The following is a 19206-nucleotide window of genomic DNA, read 5'->3' on the forward strand; positions in this document are numbered from 1 at the left end:
TTAGGGGGGATCAGCCTTTGTTTTTGCCGGGAACACGCTTGAGCAGCTTGAGGCCCAGAGCTTTGTTAAAGCCGTGGATTTCCTTCACATCCAGCTTGCGCATGAAATCCACAATGCCCTGCGTAATAACCTGCCCCGGTACCATGATGGGAAAACCCGGAGGGTAGGGAATAACAAAGTTGGCGGAAACAAGAGCCGGACCAGATTGCAGGCGTTTGGCAATTTCTGGGCTGTCGAGCGGTATGTATTCGCACTCGGCTTCATTATACGCATCATAGAACGCGCGGCGGATGTCCCCGTGCAGGGTGGGGGCTTTGGGCTGGTCGCGGTAGCGGTCATCAAAATGGCTGAAGTTGGGCAGCTCGGGCAGGTCATCCACCAGTGCGTGCACCCTGTTTTCAAACGTTTTCTGATACCCTTCGTCGTTATCGGCAATTTTCTTGTCAATATCGGTGGCAATGTCCACCAGAACCCGGATCAGCAGGGCAATGTCGGAGCGGGTGTTGTTGATGTTGGACTGAAGCAGAACGCTGTTGCGTGACGTTTTGTTGAGCTGGATGTTGAACTTGTCGGCCAGAATGTTCTTGAATGTCGTGCCGTCAAAGCCCGCCGCCCCGCAGGACAGGGTCATGCGTGTGGGGTCAAGCAGGAACTCATCGGTCTTGATGGACTGCAGAGCTTTGTCCCAGCTTATGCTGGGGTCATTGTAATCCGTCAGCCCGGACTGGCGGAACGCTCCGGGGATCATTTCCGCACTGTTGAGCACCCGGAAGTATTTGGAAATCAGCTTGTGGCTGTTGACCTGTTTGCGAATTTCCAGCGCGATCTGCAAGGCGTTGCTGACCAGCCCGTAACCTTCAAGCTGCATCTGGCGGCGCGCAACATCCAGTGATGCGATAATCTGGAGGTTGGGGCTGGTGGAGGCGTGCGTAAACACGGCCTCATGGAACTGGGACTCCACATGTTCGAAGTCCACATCCTTGACCAGCACAATGGAGCCCTGCCGCAACGCGGACATGGATTTATGCACCGAGTTGGTCTGGTACACCCGCAGCCGCACCGCACGCGGGTCGGGCACAAGGCGTGTGTTCAGCAGGGTTTCATCATCAGGGGCGTTGCCCAGTGTGCTGGCCTGCTTGTCCCATGCCTGCTGGGCCTCTGGCCGGGTAAGGGATTCGGTCAGGGCCGCAGCGGCGCCCATGGCCGTGCGCTGGCGCAGCAGGGGTGACCAGTGGGCAAAGCCAAACCAGGCCTCGTCCCACAAAAAGATCAGGTCCGGTTTAATGGCAAGGCATTCTTCCATAACCCGGCGGGTGTCGTACACATGGCCGTCAAACGTGCAGTTGGTCAGGTCCACCATTTTTACACGGGCCAGATCACCATGCGCTTTAAGGGCCAGCAGGGCCTGCTTGATCGTGCGCAGCGGCACACCCCCATACATGGAGTATTCCACCAGCGGGAAGGCTTCCACATAATAAGGCTGTGCGCCTGCCAGCACGCACCCGTAATGGTGGGATTTGTGGCAGTTGCGGTCCAGAATAACAATGTCGCCCGGTGCCAGCAGGGCCTGAAGCACCATCTTGTTGCTGGTGGACGTGCCGTTGGTTACAAAAAAGGCGTGGTCGGCCCCAAAGGCCTGCGCCGCCATGGCCTGCGCATCCTTGATATTGCCTGTCGGTTCCAGCAGGCTGTCCAGCCCGCCGGTGGTGGCGGAGCTTTCGGCCAAAAACAGGTTGGGGCCGTAAAACTCGCCCATGTCACTGATCCAGTTGGACGTAAAGACCGACTTGCCGCGGGCTATGGGCAGGGCATGGAACGTGGCAATGGGGCGCTGGGCATAGCGTTTGAGGTTGTCAAAAAACGGCGTTTTATACCGGTTGCGTATGCCTTCCAGAATGGACAGGTGCAGTTCCAGTGGTTCTTCCATCTGGTAGAAAATACGGTTGAAAAACCGGCTCTCGGGCTTGCCTGCCAGTGTTTCGATATTTCTGTCGCTCAGCAGGTAGATGTCCATTTCCGGACGGATTTTTTTAATGGCCTGCGCAAGCTGCAACACCAGTGTTTCGTCGTCCCCAATGGTCGAGAAGTCGATCACACTCTGAAAAGCCGCCAGAAGCGGGTTTTCGGTCAGGCTTTGCGCGGTAAACCCTTCGTAAAGGACTACGGCCCCAATATCGGGGTTCAGCAGGATCCCTGTCAGGGCGTCCTGTGCGTTGCCCACAATAACCGGCTGGTAAATAAAGTCGTCTTCCGCACGGCGCACACCACGCGCTTCTTCCTGAATAAGCGGCCAGCGCGAGCGGGCATGGGGCACCACGCTCAGGACCTCAAAATAGGGCGTGCTTTTCAGGTGCGTTATGGCCTGCGGCAGGCGGTTAAGGGGTTCATCATCATGGTCATCCATGTTCCACGCAGAGGCATCGCGGTGGTATTTGCGCGAGACAATGGTGGTGGAAATACGCTGGGCAAGGCGCAGGAAGGCCTTGTTGTCGTCATCACTCAGGCAGCTTTTCAGCCGCTCAAGTAGCTGTGCGCCCGGATAGGCAAAAAACCGTTCAACTTCATCCAGTTTTTCCAATGAACTGGAAAGACTTTTTTTAATATCTGCCGCATTGGTCGTGGACCATTTGCGGGCCAGATCAAGGACCAGAAGCCACCGGTCCGCGCGCAGGGCAGGAGTTGCCAGTGTGGTGCTGATAAGCGAACGCACAGGCTGATCGCAAGGAGTGCTGGAGGTCATGCAGATTTTTCCTGTTTTGTAAAAAACTGAAGAAAAATGGATTTATTTTGTGGATGATAGGGCAGGGTGTCCTGTCATTTGTTGACAGGAATGGTCACCACGGCTCCGGGGTTCAGGGTTGTTTTGGACAGTTCCAGAAGCATCTGGGTAATTGTAAACGCCAGTTTGCTTTCAAAATCCCCACGATCAATCCAGTAATAATAATGGTCGTACAGAATGGATACAAACGCGTTATCAGGCTGCTTGTGTCCCGAATGTACATTCATCAGGGGTTTGGCCCCATTATTGCCCGCCACATCAACAGATTTGCGGGTATTACCGGAGGAAACCTCATCATCAGGGATTTGAATCTGGTAGGCAATCTGGCCAAGAATACTCAGCATGCTTCTGGTCAGCATTTTGATCTGCCCCGGACTGGGGGCACCGACACCATATACAACTTCCATCCGCTCAGATTTTGGCGAAAAGTTAAGCTGTTTTTTGGTTTTTTCCGCAATGGCCGCAAGGTTTGGGTCTGTTGTTGATGAAATACTCATGAAAACACGGCTGTTTTCAATTTCTTTACCATTTGTGCCAGATGCCTGCTGGAGCTGAATGTTCAGCAGGCCCGCTGCCTGTAAAAGACGCAGGTCATGCAGAAGGCTGAAAAAATCTGCACTATGGTCATCAACCTCGGCATTAATGTCCCCCGCATTGCGTGAAAATGGACGGTTATTACTGAAAAGATCAATGGACTGCACGGACAGCCGCAACAGGACATCTATAGGCAACCCGCCCATGGCCAGCGGCAAAAGGCTGGCGGGGGGCAGCGGGCGTAAAAAATTATGGGCGTAGGCATCACCCGTTACGGGCTGAAAGGTAAAGGTCGGGCTTTCCTGCAACTGTGCGGCTATGCCCCCGTTGGGACGAATGGGAAAAGTGTCTGATGCAACACCAAGAAAACCACTGCGCTGCAACTGGTAGCCTGAAATAAGCTGTGTTGTGTCCAAAAATCCGGGTGTATCTGCATAACGCAGGCGCACAAGGTTGGAGAGTGTCTGCCGTTTACTGGCTTCGATCATGGAACTTGCATACTGGTCCTGATCTTTTCCGAGCTTATAGCTTCCAATACTATAACAGCCACTTGTGAATAAAATAAGAGAGCAACACAATATTCTTTCAGCTACACGTTTCATGTGTCACCTTTCAGAATGCTGGATGGTCTCAAACATTCTATGACTAAGATATAATGGACTTTTTTAGAGCATTATTTCTTTTACCCGGCAAGGAGGAATGGAAGAATAACTTTTTTGTGACGATATTTTCAAATGTATTTCGTTTAGTATTTCATAACTTGTTATTTAATACCAAACATTACTTTGCGGGTGGTTGCAGTATGCCCCCTGCCATGCGGCAGGGCATGTGCGTTGATCAAGGCATAACGCACAGAGGTATGCAGGCTGACCGGGAAAGGGGGAGTGTGTGTTGGTGTCCGCGGCGGGATTCGAACCCACGGCCCCAGGATTCATCCCACTACAGCTTTCACTGCCGCTGCGTTGCCGAAGCGTTTGTGGGCTGGACTGTCCCTTTACCATAGACCTGTAAACAACAGGCCTTTAGGCACCGCCCGTCCAGTCTCTACACCTTCCGTTCCTGTGGAACGGCTTGGCTCGGGATTGGCAAGGCCCTTGCAGGCCGTAGCGTTCCCCGACTTTGAGCGGATTCACCATAATGTTTCCAGTTATGGTGCCCAATTAAATAGGAATCCTGTGCTCTATCCTACTGAGCTACGCGGACACACCGCTTTTGTATACTGAATGCCCCCTGAGCGGACAAGGGGAAAAGCAGGCGCTAGCGGCGGCTGTACAGCGCTGCGCGGGCTGCCAATGTTGCAATGTGGCGGCGGCAGAGCAGCAGGTCGGGGGCCCCGGTCTGCTTGCAGGCCAGCTCCAGTGCCTGTAGCTCTGCCAGCTCTTTGCTTAACGCTGGTAAGGACCAGAACTCCAGCGCACGGCTAAAACTGGCCGTACGCTTGAAAAACACGGGAGGACGCAGGGTTTTAAGCGCGTCACTCCGGCTCTGCCCCGCCGCCATGGCGGCCCGTACCCTGCGCAGGCGGTGCATGTGGCCCATAAAAGCGCGGATAATGGCAATGGGGGCAGTACCTTCGGCCAGTGCACGCTCGAGCGCGGTATCGGTTTCTGTCCGGTTGCCCTCTGTTGCGGCAAAGGCTGCATCTTCAACCGAGACACTCCCGGCATCGCCAATGCAGGCGCGCACGTCCTCCAGCGCCAGAGTGCCGGTGTCCCCCGCGTAAAGGGCCAGTTTTTCCACCTCGCTGCGGGCTGCCGCACGGTCCGCCCCCAAGCGGCCTGCCAGCCAGTGCAGGGCATCGCTATCAATTTGTACATGGTGGGCGCCCAGCATCTGGGTAATGGAGGATTCCAGATTACGCCCTTCTTCGGGGTAGCAGCCAATGCTGGCGCATACGGGCAGTTTTTCCATGAGCTGGCGCAGCTTGGAGCGGGAGGCAAGGCCCGGAGCTTCCAGTATCACCAGTGTGTCCGTGTTCTGGGCCAGAACATGCTCTACGGGTTTGAGCAGCGCGTCCGAGGCATCCCGCACACGCACAACCCGGCGGCCGCCCATAAGGGAGAGAGCCGTGGCTTCCTCTTCCAGCCTGTTGTGGGTTTCGCGGTCCAGCAGGGCAATGCGGAACGGGTCGTCCAGCGTGCCGGCCAGCCGGTGCGTGGCCTGTAAGGCCCGTTCGCGGATCAGCCCCGTATCTTCTCCATGGAGCAGGATCACGCGCCACGCTCCGGGGTCGTTGAGAACACGGGCAGTGCCGCGGGCGTCTATTTTCATGACCAGCCCGCCCGGTGGCTAGAAGTTGGTATCAATGGGGGCACGCCCCGTGGCCATGTTGGGAATGGCGTCCGGGCCTTCCTGCTCCATGGGGGTGCCCTGATCGGAATCGGGAATAAGGTTGGGGGACGGGTAGAGTGCTTTGGGCTGGTTATCGGGCACATCCGCCGGGGTGGCGTGGGTTTTGAACCAGGTGGCCACCTGCTGGGTAATCTGCTCGCCCAATGCCTGCGCGATGCGGCCCATCGTGCTTTCCATGTTCAGGGTCTGGGCAAAATACTGTTCGTAGGTGTTGGTGTACCCATCCAGCGTCTGGGCGTATCCCTGCGTGATCAGCTGTGGGGTCTGCTCAATGGTGAGCAACTGCCAGTGCGCGGTGGCGAGCATACGGGTCCGCCCGGTGGTGTTGTCGCCATGAATGTCAATGGCTTCACCACTAATGGTGGGCTGGACCACCAGCTTGTATTTGCGCGGGTCTTCTGGTCCATCACCCGCCATCTGGGATTGCAGCGCCAGACGGATCTGCTGGCCAAAGCGCTGCGGAATATTGGCAACGTAAATATCTTTAAGCTCGGCTGTAACATCAACCGCGCCTTTTTCCTCCCCGTATAAAGGCTTGAAGCCGCAGCCACTTAGCAGCAGCGGCGCCGCCATAAGGGCTGTGGCGGCCAGTGTGGCCTTGCAGAGAGAAAAAAGGGAGCGGGTCCGGGTCATCAGCCTGCCGTTACAAAGTTAACAATGCGGTTGGGCACATGCACGCGTTTGACAATGCGCTTGCCCTCCAGCAGCCGCGCCACGTTGGGTTCGGCTTCTGCCCGTGCCAGCACGGCGGCGGGGTCCTCATCGGGGAGCGCTTCTACAGTGCCGCGCAGCTTGCCCAGAATCTGCACTGCTATGGTGACCTGTGTTGCCGCCAGCAGGTCAGGCTGGGGGGCAGGCCATGCCTGCGTTGCCGCAAGCCCTGCGGTGGGCTCAAGGCTTGCAAACATTTCTTCGGCCAGATGCGGCATCATCGGGGCGCAGAGCAGGCACAGACTATGCGCTGCCTCGCGCCGGGCAAAGTCCATGCCCGCAACGCTGGCCGCTTTTTCCGCATCCGCCAGAGCGGAGGTCAGTTCATGAATACGCGCAACGGCCACGTTAATGGCAAAGCTTTCCAGCGCTTCGGTCACGGCGGCAAGCGTGCGGTGCGTGGTGCGGCGCAGCGTATCGGCCTTGCGGTCAATATCAGCGGGGCAGGTGGTGGTGGCGGGCACGCTGGCGGCAACGCCACAAACCGTGCGGAACAGGCGCTGGGCAAAGCGCGCAGCCCCGGCCACACCGGCCTCGGTCCATTCCATGTCACGCTCGGGTGGGCTGTCGGACAGGACAAACCAGCGTGCGGTATCGGCCCCAAAGCGCTCGATAATAGCCACGGGGGCAACCGTGTTGCGCTTGGACTTGGACATTTTTTCCACCCGGCCCACGGTCACGGGGTCGGTGGTGCCGCGTTTGACTACACCTTCGGGCGTGCGTTCCACTTCCTCGGGGTAGAGCCAGTGGCCTGCGCTGTCCTTGTAGCTTTCGTGGCTGACCATGCCCTGGGTAAACAGGCCTGCAAACGGCTCGTCCACGTTCAGGTTGCCGGTGCGGTGCATGGCGCGGGTAAAGAAGCGTGCGTAAAGCAGGTGCAGAATGGCGTGTTCAATCCCGCCAATATACTGGTCCACGGCCAGCCAGCCATCGGCGGCGTCCCGCACGGTGGGGGCTGCGGCATGGGGGGCCGTAAAGCGGGCAAAATACCACGAACTGTCCACGAACGTGTCAAACGTATCGGTCTCACGCGTGGCGGGTTTGCCACAGCATGGGCAGGTGGTGTGCTTCCACGTGGGGTGGTGGTCCAGCGGGTTGCCCGGTTTGTCAAAGGTGACATCCTCGGGCAGTTTGACGGGGAGCTGCTCGTCGGGCACCGGCACCGCGCCGCAGGTGTCGCAATGAATAACCGGTATGGGGCAGCCCCAATACCGCTGGCGCGAAATGCCCCAGTCGCGCAGCCGCCAGTTGACAACACCCTGGCCCACGCCAAGATCCTGCAAACGTGTAATGGCGGATTTGCGGGCCTGTTCGGTGCTCTGCCCGTCCAGAAAACCGGAGTTGATCATGGTGCCATCGCCGGTAAAGGCGTGTTCGGTAATGGCAAAGTCTGCCTGATCCTTGCCTTCTGGCAGCACCACGGGGGTCACGGGCAGGTTGTATTTGTGGGCAAAGTCCAGGTCGCGCTGGTCCCCCGACGGGCAGCCGAACAGCGCACCCGTGCCGTAGTCCATCAGCACAAAATTGGCGATCCAGATGGGAAAGCTCTTGTCCATGAACGGGTGGTTCACGCGCAGGCCCGTGTCAAACCCGCGTTTTTCGGCTGTTTCCACCGCTTCGACCGAGGTGCCAAGGCGGCGGCATTCAGCCACAAACTCCGCAGCCTGCGGGTTGCGCTCGGCAACCCACTGGGCCAGCGGGTGGTCCGGGGCAATGGCCAGAAAGGACATGCCAAACAGCGTATCCGGGCGGGTGGTAAACACTTCCACCGCGTTCAGGTTGGTATCCAGCCCCGTGGGGGGTTCATGCAGCGAGAAGGTGAGCTTGGCCCCTTCGGAGCGGCCAATCCAGCGTTCCTGCATGGTACGCACGCGCTCGGGCCAGCGGTCGAGCGTTTTCAGCCCGTCCAGCAGGTCCTGGGCAAAGTCGGTAATGCGCAGGAACCACTGGGAGAGTTTTTTCTTTTCAATCGGTGCGCCAGAGCGCCAGCCCTTGCCATCCACCACTTGTTCGTTGGCCAGAACGGTCTGGTCCACCGGGTCCCAGTTGACCCAGCTTTCGCGCCGTTCAACCAGCCCGGCCTGCATAAAGTCGAGGAACAGCTTCTGCTGCTTGCCGTAGTAGTCGGGCAGGCAGGTTGCAATTTCACGGTCCCAGTTGAGGGAGAAGCCGAGCCGTTGCAGGGTGGCGCGCATGGCGGCAATGTTGTTGAGCGTCCATTCCTGCGGGTGCACGCCGCGTTCGCGGGCTGCGTTTTCGGCTGGCAGGCCAAAGGCATCCCACCCCATGGGGTGCAGCACGGCAAAGCCACGGGCGCGCTTGTAGCGGGCAATCACATCACCCAGTGCGTAGTTGCGTACATGCCCCATGTGGAGCTGCCCCGATGGGTAGGGGAACATTTCCAGCACATAATATTTGGGCTTGTCCGCCGGAGGGACATCCGGAACGGTAAAAATATCGGCTTTTTCCCACGCCTTCTGCCATTTTGGCTCGACTGCGTTGAAGTCATAGGAGGGGGATGGGCTGGAAGGCTGGGACATGGAATGAGAATCTACGCTTGCAGGCTATAAGGAAAAAATAAGGACGAACACCGTGGCCAGAGCCGGGTGGGTCAGTCCTGATTGCCGTTATCGGCGCGGAGTTTGCGCGCGCGGGAGAGAATGCGCGTGGCAATGTCGGACGCGGTATTGGGGGCGGGGGGAGTATCCACCCATGTTCCGTCCTGCTTGAGCTGGCGGAACACGCTCAGGCGCAGCGCATCGGAGCGCAGGCGGCGGTCCAGCACAAAAGCGGTAATCTTGAACCGTTCGTCATGCGTGGCGGGGGGCGTGTACCAGTCTGTCAGGATAATCCCGCCTTCCGCATCGGCCGTAGCCACGGGCATGAAGGAGAGTGTGTCCAGTGCTGCGCGCCACAGATAGGCATTTACGCCGCCTTTAAGGCTGGCTTCCCCGCCAGAGGCCCCGCGATCTTCGGCCAGCAGGTGGTTATGCGGGGCGGCAAGGCCGGTCCGGGTCCGGTCGGAGCTGGAGCAGCCGCTTAACAGGCAGATCCCCGCAACGGCTGTTGCGGCGCTCATCCATTTAAGGAGCAGCATGGGATGGGGGCGGCTGGCAGCGGCATGGCTGGGCATGAGACGGCGAAGCATGGCGTTGATGTGGCTCCTTGGCACGTGGGTATCCGTCTTTCCCGGTCCGCCGGATAAAAAAGAAGTCAGGTCTGGCTGGCGGCACAGGTGGTCCTGTCCGTCTTCATATCCTTTCAACTCTTTTCCGCCAAGCGTCTGCGTGGCCTGTCTGCTCTGGTGGTGGTGGTGGGGCGCGTGCTCAGGGCAGGGTCAGGTGCAGTGCGTGGCAGAGTTTCTGGCGCAGGTGCGCGGGCAGATAAGCGTAGTGCCCCTCTATGGCCGAAGCGCAGAGCGGGGTGTGCAAACGGTGCAGCCGCTGGCGGTAATCCTGCGCTAAAGACTGGTGCCCCAGCATGTTGGCCGCCGCAAGGGCGGGGACCAGAATGGCCGAACGGTCGGGCGAGGTGGCCAGAATGCCGCGGGCGTGGAGCAGGGTTTCCTCGTACTGGTCGGCTAAAAAGCACGACAGAATAAATTCCTGATCAGGGGCGCTAAAAAGCGGCACACTGGGGGCCATGCCAAAAAATGACGTGTAAATGCGGGCCGCGGTTGCGGCGTCCCCCCGGCACAGGGCGTCCAGCCCATCGGGCAGGGCCAGCATGCTTGCGGGGGAATCGGTGGGCAGGGCTGCGTGCATCTGGGCCAGCAGAAAGCGCGCCTCTTCCGGCTGGTTGGCGTAAAACAGGCCAGCGGTCAGCAGGTAGCGGGTGGCAATGTTGCTGGGGAACAGGGTGAAGTTCTGCTTGAGCATGGTGACCATGGGCTGAATGTAGTCAGCCACGGGCATGTGCCATTCATCATACATGCGGATGAGCAGGTAGTGCGCATGCACAAAAAACAGAAACTGGTTTTCAGGCGCGCGTTGTTCCGCTTCCGCCATCAGCCGTTCTATCGTGTCATACAGGCGTGGGTCGGCGCGCATGCTTAAGGTTAAGGCACGCAGGCCCATCCCGAAGGGGGAAAGGGCCGCCACGGGTACGCTGGCCAGCCTGCGCGCTTCCGCCTTGAACAGGCTGAGAATAAGCACCGAGGCAAACCGGTTGGACAGGGCGCGTAGGGTTGTGAGGGTCAGGCTTATCCTGTGGCCCCATACGATTGTGTCGTTCAGTCGGGTGTCAAACGCCTGTAACAGGCAGGTGCTTTTGCCCTCGCATACCCCGGTTATGGTAATCCCGACCAGAAAATCCCACTGCCCGCGGCTGGGGAGCGACTGGAAGGGCGTTGCGGCAAAGCACTCGGTCTGCACGCTTATGTCCAGCACGCCGTGCATGGCAATATCCAGCCCCAGCTCATCACGGAACCGCTCGGCCAGAGCCACGCTTTCTGGCGTGCTGCCGGCTGTGGGGCAGGCCAGAAACACCGTGGCCCTGAGCATGCGCAGCGGGTCATCCGCCACAGGGGAGCGGGAGAGGGCGGAAGAGGCATGGGGCAGCGGAGGGAGCGTGCTTTGGGCCCCCTGCGTGTTCTGCTGGTGTGTGGCACGCACCTTTGCAATCAGGCGCATGGTTTCCTGCCCCGGTGTGGTGGCAATGGTGTGGCGGAATGTGCGCAGGCAGTTTTCGGCCCCCAGCAGGGCGGTACCTTCCTCCTTGCTGTACATGGCGGCCTGAATATGTGCGCGCCATGCGCCTTCGTTCAGCGGGTTCAGGCGGAGCAGCCTGCGGGTTGCGGCCATAACCGTGGCAGGCTCGGTTGTGCTGGCCAGCAGGGCTTCGAGCTGTGCGGTCTTGTAGTCGAGCAGGCGGTTGCGTTCTTCCTCCAGCCATGTGGCAAAGCCGGGGTCAACCGCGCTCAGGTCTTCCAGCAGCGGGGGCAGGGGGTCGGGCAGGTCCATGACCGTCTGTGGTGTGGCGCGGAATACGCGCTCGGTATCAATGTCGGTCAGGTTGGGGCGTATGGCCAGTGTGTGGCGCTGAACGTCCAGCACTTCCGGTCCAAGGGGGTGGAGGACATCCATCAGCCGGTGGATTTCCTGCCGTAGGGAGGCGCGCGCCTGCTCGGGGGCGCGCTTGCTCCATAACAGCTCGGCTAGCCGGGTGCGGGCCACGGGCCGCCGGTTGGAAAGTGCCAGAATGGCCAGCAGCGCCTTGGTTTTGGTGCCCGTAGGTAAAAGGGAAAGCCCCGTACTGGACAGGACGCGCATATGCCCGAGCAGAAAAATATGGAGCAAAGGGTTGTCTGGTGGTGCGCCTGTGGTGTCGGGGGATGCGTGCATGGGCAGAAGGTCCGTTAATTACCAGTAAGACACCGATCACGAACATTAAAGTTATTCCTGCCGGTCAGAAAAAAATGCTTTTGTATTTCCCTGTAAAAAGAAGGTTTTAGCAAACAGTAAATTTAACAGTGGTGTAATATTCTAGGGCGTTATGGCAATACATGAAAGCCCCTGCTGGCGCAGGGCAGAACATATGGTGTCTGTCTGCCCGGAAGGAAGCCCCGCCAGCCGGGTGCGCCATACCGGTGCCCGGCCTGTGGGCGTTACCTTTTCCACCCGGTTAAGGGCATGGCTGAGTGCGGGGGAGGATTGCCGTGCCAGTGCAATGGCATGCATGGCCCGTGCCGGGGTGGAAAAAGCCCCGATCTGGATAATGGCATTGCCCCCACTTCCCGCAGAACGCCAGACAATACCCGGACCGGCCAGAGGGGTGGAACTCACGCTCCGGTAAGCGGCGGGCTGGTAGCCTGCGGGCTGCGGGGTGGAGTCGCCTGCAAGCTGCATGGTGGTGCTGTCATCCTGCTGGGCAGGGCTGTCCGCTCCGGCGGAGGGTGGGGGGAGTGTCTCATCCTCCAGCGGTGGTGCGCTGGCCGGGCCATAGGGCTGGGCGGTGTTCTGGACCACCTGCACGGGGGCAATCTGCTGCGGTGCCAGATTAGGCTCGGTTTGCACAGGCAGGGTGCTGGGGGGCACGGGGTCGTTCAGGTGGGGGGTAATGGCCGCCATGTAGGTGCGGGCGTAACCGGGCAGGGGAGCCCCGCGTGAGCGGTGGTTTTCCATGCATTGTGGCCCGCAATTGTACGCGCCCAAAAAGTCGGGGGAGCCAAAGCGGTCGTATAATTCGCGAATATAGCCGGTCCCGGCCATAATATTGTCGTGCGGGTTATAGGGGTCGGAGCCAAGGCGGTAACGCTGCGCAAGCTGGGCGTATGTATCTGGCTTGATCTGCATAAGCCCGACCGCACCATGCACGGAACGGGTGAGGTGCCCGTTCATGTATTGGTGCCCGCCCGATTCCTGCTGCATCACAGCGCGGATCCAGGACTGGGGAACGGAAAACCGGTCCGAGGCTTCGTGAATATAAGGCCCCCACGGATTAAGGGCCGACCCCGGCGCATTATACGATGTTTTACCCGGCCCCGCGCAGGCGGACAGCACAGCCAGCCCGCCTAGAGCGATAAGGGAGAAGGCCCTGCGCCAGATGCGCTGGTCCGCACAGGTAAAAACACGTGGCAGCATGGCACGCATGGTGCCCGTTCAGGCGGGCAGATGCAAATGGTCATGCTGGCCGGGGTACGCCCTGCCGGATGCTATTTGCCGTGCTGGCGCATGCCTGCGGTAATGTCGTTCATAAGTGCCGGGTTTGTGCGGCGGATCTGGCCTGCACGCAGCACGCTGGCTGCGGTGTAACACGGCCGGGTTGTCCAGTTTTCCAGAAACTGGAGGTCAGACAGGGTTTCTGGCCCATGCTGCCGCAGTGTTTTCAGGGCGGCTGGGGTAGTAATCCCTGGCGTGGTGCCGGGTTTACGCAACATAATCATAAATCCTGTTAGTTAGGCTGCTCTGCTCTTGACTGTTGCACAGGTGCGCCACTGCGCATCGGGTGCGGGGCCTTAGAACACCCACAATGTGTCAATTTCAAGCGCTAAGCGGTTTTGTCATAAAACCATGACAATAAAAGAAATAACCCGTTATATTTGTTAGGTTTTTTTTATCGGGCTTTGTAAAATTTCCGTGCCCAGCCGCTCCAGCGCCATGCGCAGCGACTCATCACCCATGTCGGGCAGGGTGCAGGTGGGGGTGGCTCCCCTGCGGGGGGGCAGCCTGCGGCGTGTGCCTGCCGTGGGGTCCTGCACAAAGCGCAGCCGGGCAACCAGTGGCTCCCCGCACCATGTGTTGATCCGCGCCACAAGCATGTCGCCCTGATGTTGCAGTTCCATGGCGGCGGGGCCGGTGCAGGCCACGGTCAGCGTAGCGGCGCTCAGTTTGCGCGGGGAGGTAACAGCCGCATGGGCCGGGCCAACAACATCGGCCCAGCGGGCAAACAGCATGGCCCCTGTGGGGGAGCGGCGGCGGAAGGCGGGCGCTGTTACATTGGGGAGCAGGGCGCCCAGGGTGCGGGCCTTCATCACACGGCGGGGGGGCTGTGGTGGTGCCTCTTCCTTTGCGCGCGTGCGTGCGGCGGGCTTGCGGGGGGTGCTGGCCTGCCCTGCGGGGGCGCCCGCCTTGCCCGAATGAAGTTCCTTCGCCATAACAGCCTCCGTGATTACGCCACCCGCCCACGCCCTGCTGCACTGGTACGACCGACACCGCCGCACCCTGCCATGGCGGTGCACGGAGGGGGAAGCACCAGACCCGTATCGTGTCTGGTTGAGCGAGATCATGCTTCAGCAGACAACGGTCAAGGCTGTCGGGCCATATTATCTCAGATTTGTGGAAAGATTTCCAACAGTTCAGGCGCTGGCCAGTGCCCCAAGGGATGATGTGCTGGCCGCCTGGGCCGGGCTTGGTTACTACTCCCGCGCGCGCAACCTGCATGCCTGCGCACAGGCCGTTGCAGCCCTTGGGAGCTTCCCCCGCACGGTAGAGGGTTTGCGCGCCCTGCCCGGCATTGGGGCCTACACGGCTGCCGCCGTGGCGGCCATAGCCTTTGGCGTGCCGGTTGTGCCGGTGGATGGCAATGTGGAGCGTGTTACGGCGCGCCTGTACAATGTGCAGGACCCGCTGCCGGCTGCCCGTAAAACGCTGGCGCAACTGGCCAGCGGGCTGAATACGGATGCCCCTGCCCGTGCCCGGCCGTCCGATTTTGCGCAGGCTTTGTTTGATCTGGGGTCTTCTTTGTGTTCCCCCCGCCAGCCTGCGTGCGGGTTATGCCCGTGGCAGGGTGTGTGCGAAGGGTATGCACAGGGTACGGCCGCCACCTTGCCGCGCAAGGCCCCCAAGGCCGAACGCCCCGTGCGGTATGGTGTGCATTTTATGGTCATGGACCGGGCCGGAAACGTGCTGCTCCGCAAACGGCCCGAGACAGGCCTGCTGGCCGCCATGACCGAACTGCCCGGCACCGAATGGCGCGCAACACCATGGACTGAGGCCGAGGCACTGGCCCATGCCCCCGTTGCCGCGCAGTGGAGCAATGCAGGCGCGGTCAAACACGTGTTTACGCATTTTACGCTGAACGTGGTTGTGTATGCCGCGCAGGTGGAGCGCTTTTCCAATCAGGATGTGGGGGAAGGGTTTTTGTTGCCTGCGGCACAGACCAAAACCGCATCGCTGCCATCAATTATGCAAAAATGTATGTCAACAGGGTACAACTTCCTGCATCGTGCATGAAAAGACGGAGTGTTCTGGCGCACAGCACCCGGCAGGGCGGCCCGTGCGGGTCGGGCCGTAAAAAAGAAAAAAGAGGTTGCATGGTTTTCCACCATATTCCGCCACAGGCACATCTGCCCGCTCAGGGCCAGCCTCCATATGGCAGGCCGGGTGTGCTGCTGCTTAACCTTGGCACGCCCGAAGGCACGGGGTACCGCGCCGTGCGCCGCTACCTGTCCGAGTTCCTGTCCGACCGCCGGGTGATCGAAGGCTCGCCCCTGTTCTGGCAGCCTCTGCTTCAGGGCGTTATTCTCACCACCCGCCCCACGCGCAGTGGCCGCGCCTATGCCCGTGTGTGGGATGCCGAACGGAATGAAAGCCCGTTGCGCACTTACACCCGCCATCAGGGTGAAAAACTGGCCAGACAGTTCGAGGCCGATGGTGTGCCAGTGGCATGGGGCATGCGCTATGGCCGCCCCAGTGTGGCGCAGGCGCTCCGCTCGCTTATGGAGCAGGGGTGTGACCGCATTGTGTGCCTGCCCCTGTACCCGCAGTACAGTGCAACCACCACGGCCACCGCCAATGACCAGCTCTTCCGGGTGTTGATGAAGCTGCGCAACCAGCCTGCCATCCGCACGGTGCCATCCTTCCCCGATGATCCGGATTTTATTACCGCCGTGGCCTCCTCCATCCGCGAGGAGCAGATACACGCGGAGCAGCCGTTCCAGATGGTGGTGGCCTCCTTCCACGGGTTGCCGCGCCAGTATGTGGATAAGGGCGATTCGTATCTGGCGGAATGTACCCGCACCGTGGCCGCCCTGCGTGCCGAACTGGGGATGGATGAAACCACCCTGCCCATGACCTTCCAGTCCCGCTTTGGGCCAACCAAATGGCTGGAACCCTACACCGCACCCTTTATTGCGGGCCTGCCTGCAAAGGGCATCAAGCGTATTGCGGTGGTAACCCCCTGCTTTATGGCGGACTGCCTGGAAACACTGGATGAAATTGGCCACGAAGTGTGCGAGGAGTTCATGAAGGCGGGTGGCGAGTCCTTTACTCTTGTCCCCTGCCTGAACGACAGCCCCGCCAGCATCAGCCTGCTGGAAAAACTGGTCCGGCGCGAACTACAGGGCTGGCTGTAGCGCGGGTTTGCCCGGCACCCCTGCCAAGGCCGGGGTGTGGTGGTTTGCCGGGCGTGGCTGCGGGGTTCTCCGCACGGGCTAGCCGTGCAGGTGGGGCTTTCGCGTTATGGCGCGGCGCGTGGGGTTTTGGGGCGTGGCAGAGGGGTCTTGTCGGGGAACAGGCAGCTCTGTTGTGCCGCGCACCGCCAGCACTCGGGCTTGCGCGCCTTGCACACGTACCGCCCTTGCAGAATAAGCCAGTGGTGGGAGTCGCGCACCATGGGGAGCGGGATACGCGCTTCCAGTTTTTTTTCCACCGCTTCTACCGTGCGGCCAAGGCCAAGGCCCGAGCGGTTGGCCAGCCGGAATACATGCGTATCCACGGGTACTGTGGGTTGGTTAAAGGCCACATTCAGCACCACATTGGCGGTTTTGCGGCCAACACCGGCCAGTTTTTCCAGCGCCTCCCGCGTGTGGGGGATCTGCCCGTCATGCTCGGCCAGCAACTGGCGGGAAAGTTCCACAACGTTTTTGGCCTTGTTGCGCCATAGCCCGATAGTGCGGATCAACTGGCCCACCTGCTCGTCCCCCAGTGCGGCCATGGCCTGCGGGGTGGGGGCTGCGGCAAACAGGGCCGGGGTTACGCGGTTGACCGAGGCATCGGTCGCCTGAGCAGACAGCACAACAGCCACCAGCAGCGTAAAGGGTGTGGTGTAGTGCAGCTCCGTCTGGGCATCGGGCCATGCGCGGGACAGGTCGGTCAGGAATTGCTGGATCTCTGCCTTTGTCATGTCCCGCAAGGCGGTCTGGGGCGCAGTCTGGGCTTTGGGGCTGGCAGCTTTGGCGCGGGGTTTGGCTGTGGTTCCGGGGGCCGGTTTGCGGGCACGCGGGGTGCTGGCCGGTTTTGCCGTGCGCCTGCCGCTGGCCTGTGGCGCCAGTGTGGCCTGTGCGGGAGTGCCTTCTGCCGGTGCAGGTTCAGGCGTATGGCCCGGCAGAGGGGCCTTTTGCCCGGTGGTACGTCGCACGGGGGCATCCTGCTTTGGGGCTGGCTGTGTGCTGGCCCTGTTATGGGTGGTCTTGCGGGGGGCTTTGGGGGGCATGGGGCTGCTTGTTGCAAATGGGCTGGGGCGGCCATTTTTCCAGCCGTGGCGGGTTTGCGCAATATCGCGCCATCACGCTACAGGCTAAACACCTGCGCTGTTGGCGTGGGTGCACACGCTTTTTTTCGGGTTTTTGGGTCCATGGTCACTTCTGCTTCCAGCACAGCCTCTGCCGCGCGCAAAACGTCTTTGTTTGTGGACGTGCTGGGCTTTGTCATGCGCCTGTGGCTGGCTTTTCCCCGGCCTCTGGCGGTTACCGTGGGCACAGTGCTGCTGGCTACGCTGGCCGATGTGCTCATGCCCCTTGCCGCAGGCCGGCTTGTGGCCGATGTGGCCGAACCCGCCAGCCAGCCCACCCGGCTGGAAGATGCGCTGTGGATGCTGGCAGCCCTTGCCGCCTGCGGCTTTGGCAGCGTGCTGGCCAAACGCTACGCCTATCTGGGTATTACGCGGCTGACCACGCGGGTCATGCAGAAAATCGGCACGGAATCGTTTGCACATGTGCAGCGCCTGAGTACCGACTGGCACGCCAACACCTTTGCAGGCTCCACGGTCAGGCGGCTCACCCGCGGGATGTGGGCGGTGGACATGCTGGACGACACGCTCCTGCTCATGCTGCTGCCCGAGTTCTGCCTGCTGGTGCTGACAACCCTTGTGCTGGGCTGGCACTGGCCTGCCATGGGGGTGCTGCTTGGTGTTCTGTCGGTGCTGTTTGTGGCGCTGTCCTGCACCTTGACGCTGTATTATGTGGCGCCTTCCGCACAGGCCGCCAATGCGGGGGACAGCAAGGTCGGCGCAGCCCTTGCCGATGCAATGACCTGCAACGCCGTGGTCAAGGCATTCGGGGCCGAAACGCGGGAGGAAGCCCATCTGGCCCGGATACTGGACCAGTGGCGCACCGCAACCGCGCGGATGTGGATACGCGGCACGGATAGCGCCAATATTCAGGCCGCGGCCGTGGTGGTCATGCGTCTGTCTCTGGCGGCTGCGGCTATCTGGCTGTGGTGCAAGGGCCGGGCAGGGCCGGGGGATGTGGCCTATGTGCTGACCATGACCTTTCTGGTGCAGGGCTACCTGCGGGAGATCGGGCAGCAGGTTTCCGTTGTGCAACGTTCGGTGAACGAGATGGAAGAGCTGCTTCTGCTCTGGCGCACCCCCGCAGGGGTGGCAGACCCCGCACAGCCGGTTGCGCTGCATGTAACACATGGGGAAATCGCGTTTGAACACGTGACATTCCAGTATCCGGGGCAGCAGACACCCCTTTTTACTGACCTGTCAGTGCATATTGCACCGGGGAGCCGGGTGGGGCTGGTCGGGCCTTCGGGGTCGGGGAAGTCCACATTTACCAAGCTGCTTTTGCGGTTATATGCCCAAAACAGCGGTCGTGTTCTGGTTGATGGTGTGGATACACAAAGCGTGTGTCAGGCGGACCTGCGCCGCCAGATTGCCCTTGTGCCGCAGGAGCCTGTTCTGTTCCATCGCTCGCTGGCCGAGAATATTGCCTATGGCAGGCCGGATGCCACGCCCGAGCAGATTGTGCAGGCGGCCCGTCTGGCCAATGCGGCAGATTTTATAGAACGCCTCCCCGAAGGCTACGCAACATTGGTGGGTGAGCGGGGCATCAAGCTCTCAGGCGGGGAGCGCCAGCGTGTGGCCATAGCCCGCGCCTTTTTGGCCGATGCCCGTATTCTGGTGCTGGATGAAGCCACGGCCAGTCTGGATTCTGCATCCGAAGCTCTGGTGCAGGAGGCCATGGAACGGCTGATGGAAGGCCGCACGGTGCTGATTGTAGCACACCGCCTTTCCACCGTTGTAGGGCTGGACCGCATACTCGTGTTTGAACACGGCCAGATTGTGGAGGACGGCACCCATGCGCAACTGGTCCAGCAGGAGGGCGGGCTGTACCAGCGGCTCTATAACCTGCAAAGCCTGTAGAATGAAAAACCGGATGACATGAG

Annotated in this window: 14 protein-coding genes; 3 read left to right on the forward strand and 11 right to left on the reverse strand. The window is 60.5% G+C overall.

The window, feature by feature from the left end; all coding sequences use genetic code 11:
* Positions 1-10: 10 nt before the first annotated feature.
* The 10 genes from ACSYTG_RS00590 to ACSYTG_RS00635 all read right to left on the reverse strand — a co-directional run bounded on the left by ACSYTG_RS00590 (position 11) and on the right by ACSYTG_RS00635 (position 13970).
* Positions 11-2740 carry an aminotransferase class I/II-fold pyridoxal phosphate-dependent enzyme gene (locus ACSYTG_RS00590; RefSeq protein ID WP_086647096.1) on the reverse strand — a complete coding sequence of 910 codons (2730 nt, stop codon included), beginning with the start codon at positions 2738-2740 and terminating at the stop codon, positions 11-13.
* Between the two features lie 74 nt (positions 2741-2814).
* On the reverse strand, positions 2815-3801 hold the full coding sequence (locus tag ACSYTG_RS00595) for a hypothetical protein (protein ID WP_489784143.1): 987 nt from the start codon (positions 3799-3801) through the stop codon (positions 2815-2817).
* A gap of 769 nt (positions 3802-4570) precedes the next feature.
* A complete protein-coding gene (holA, locus tag ACSYTG_RS00600) occupies positions 4571-5584 on the reverse strand; it encodes a DNA polymerase III subunit delta (protein WP_086647094.1) in 1014 nt (337 codons plus the stop codon).
* 18 nt (positions 5585-5602) lie between these two features.
* Positions 5603-6298: a hypothetical protein gene (locus ACSYTG_RS00605; RefSeq protein WP_086647093.1), complete on the reverse strand. Its 696-nt coding sequence runs from the start codon at positions 6296-6298 to the stop codon at positions 5603-5605.
* Positions 6298-8916: a leucine--tRNA ligase gene (gene leuS, locus ACSYTG_RS00610; protein ID WP_489784142.1), complete on the reverse strand. Its 2619-nt coding sequence runs from the start codon at positions 8914-8916 to the stop codon at positions 6298-6300. Before leuS ends, ACSYTG_RS00605 begins: the two co-directional genes overlap by 1 nt.
* A gap of 71 nt (positions 8917-8987) precedes the next feature.
* Positions 8988-9524: a DUF3576 domain-containing protein gene (locus ACSYTG_RS00615; RefSeq protein ID WP_086647111.1), complete on the reverse strand. Its 537-nt coding sequence runs from the start codon at positions 9522-9524 to the stop codon at positions 8988-8990.
* Between the two features lie 178 nt (positions 9525-9702).
* On the reverse strand, positions 9703-11718 hold the full coding sequence (locus ACSYTG_RS00620) for an AfsR/SARP family transcriptional regulator (protein WP_489784141.1): 2016 nt from the start codon (positions 11716-11718) through the stop codon (positions 9703-9705).
* Between the two features lie 141 nt (positions 11719-11859).
* Positions 11860-12957: a transglycosylase SLT domain-containing protein gene (locus ACSYTG_RS00625; RefSeq protein WP_415421257.1), complete on the reverse strand. Its 1098-nt coding sequence runs from the start codon at positions 12955-12957 to the stop codon at positions 11860-11862.
* A 71-nt stretch (positions 12958-13028) separates the two neighbouring features.
* Positions 13029-13253 carry a hypothetical protein gene (locus ACSYTG_RS00630; protein WP_086647109.1) on the reverse strand — a complete coding sequence of 75 codons (225 nt, stop codon included), beginning with the start codon at positions 13251-13253 and terminating at the stop codon, positions 13029-13031.
* Between the two features lie 165 nt (positions 13254-13418).
* Complete coding sequence (locus ACSYTG_RS00635) at positions 13419-13970, reverse strand: DUF721 domain-containing protein (RefSeq protein WP_489784140.1); 552 nt, start codon at positions 13968-13970, stop codon at positions 13419-13421.
* 10 nt (positions 13971-13980) lie between these two features.
* Here ACSYTG_RS00635 and mutY point away from each other — a divergent pair, with 10 nt between their 5' ends.
* Both mutY and hemH read left to right on the forward strand, forming a co-directional pair.
* The gene (mutY, locus tag ACSYTG_RS00640) at positions 13981-15048 is read left to right on the forward strand and encodes an A/G-specific adenine glycosylase (protein ID WP_095350124.1); all 1068 of its coding nucleotides are present in this window, start codon (positions 13981-13983) and stop codon (positions 15046-15048) included.
* An 80-nt stretch (positions 15049-15128) separates the two neighbouring features.
* A complete protein-coding gene (gene hemH, locus ACSYTG_RS00645) occupies positions 15129-16169 on the forward strand; it encodes a ferrochelatase (protein ID WP_489784139.1) in 1041 nt (346 codons plus the stop codon).
* Positions 16170-16273: 104 nt separating this feature from the next.
* On the opposite strand, the gene nth is transcribed toward hemH, so the two are convergent.
* Positions 16274-16939 (reverse strand): endonuclease III, encoded by a 666-nt coding sequence (nth, locus tag ACSYTG_RS00650; RefSeq protein WP_489784153.1) that lies wholly within the window; start codon positions 16937-16939, stop codon positions 16274-16276.
* A 450-nt stretch (positions 16940-17389) separates the two neighbouring features.
* Between nth and ACSYTG_RS00655 the strand changes: the two genes are divergently transcribed.
* Positions 17390-19183 (forward strand): ABC transporter ATP-binding protein, encoded by a 1794-nt coding sequence (locus ACSYTG_RS00655; RefSeq protein ID WP_489784152.1) that lies wholly within the window; start codon positions 17390-17392, stop codon positions 19181-19183.
* Positions 19184-19206 lie beyond the last annotated feature (23 nt).

This window comes from Acetobacter sp. ESL1128, from assembly GCF_058505085.1.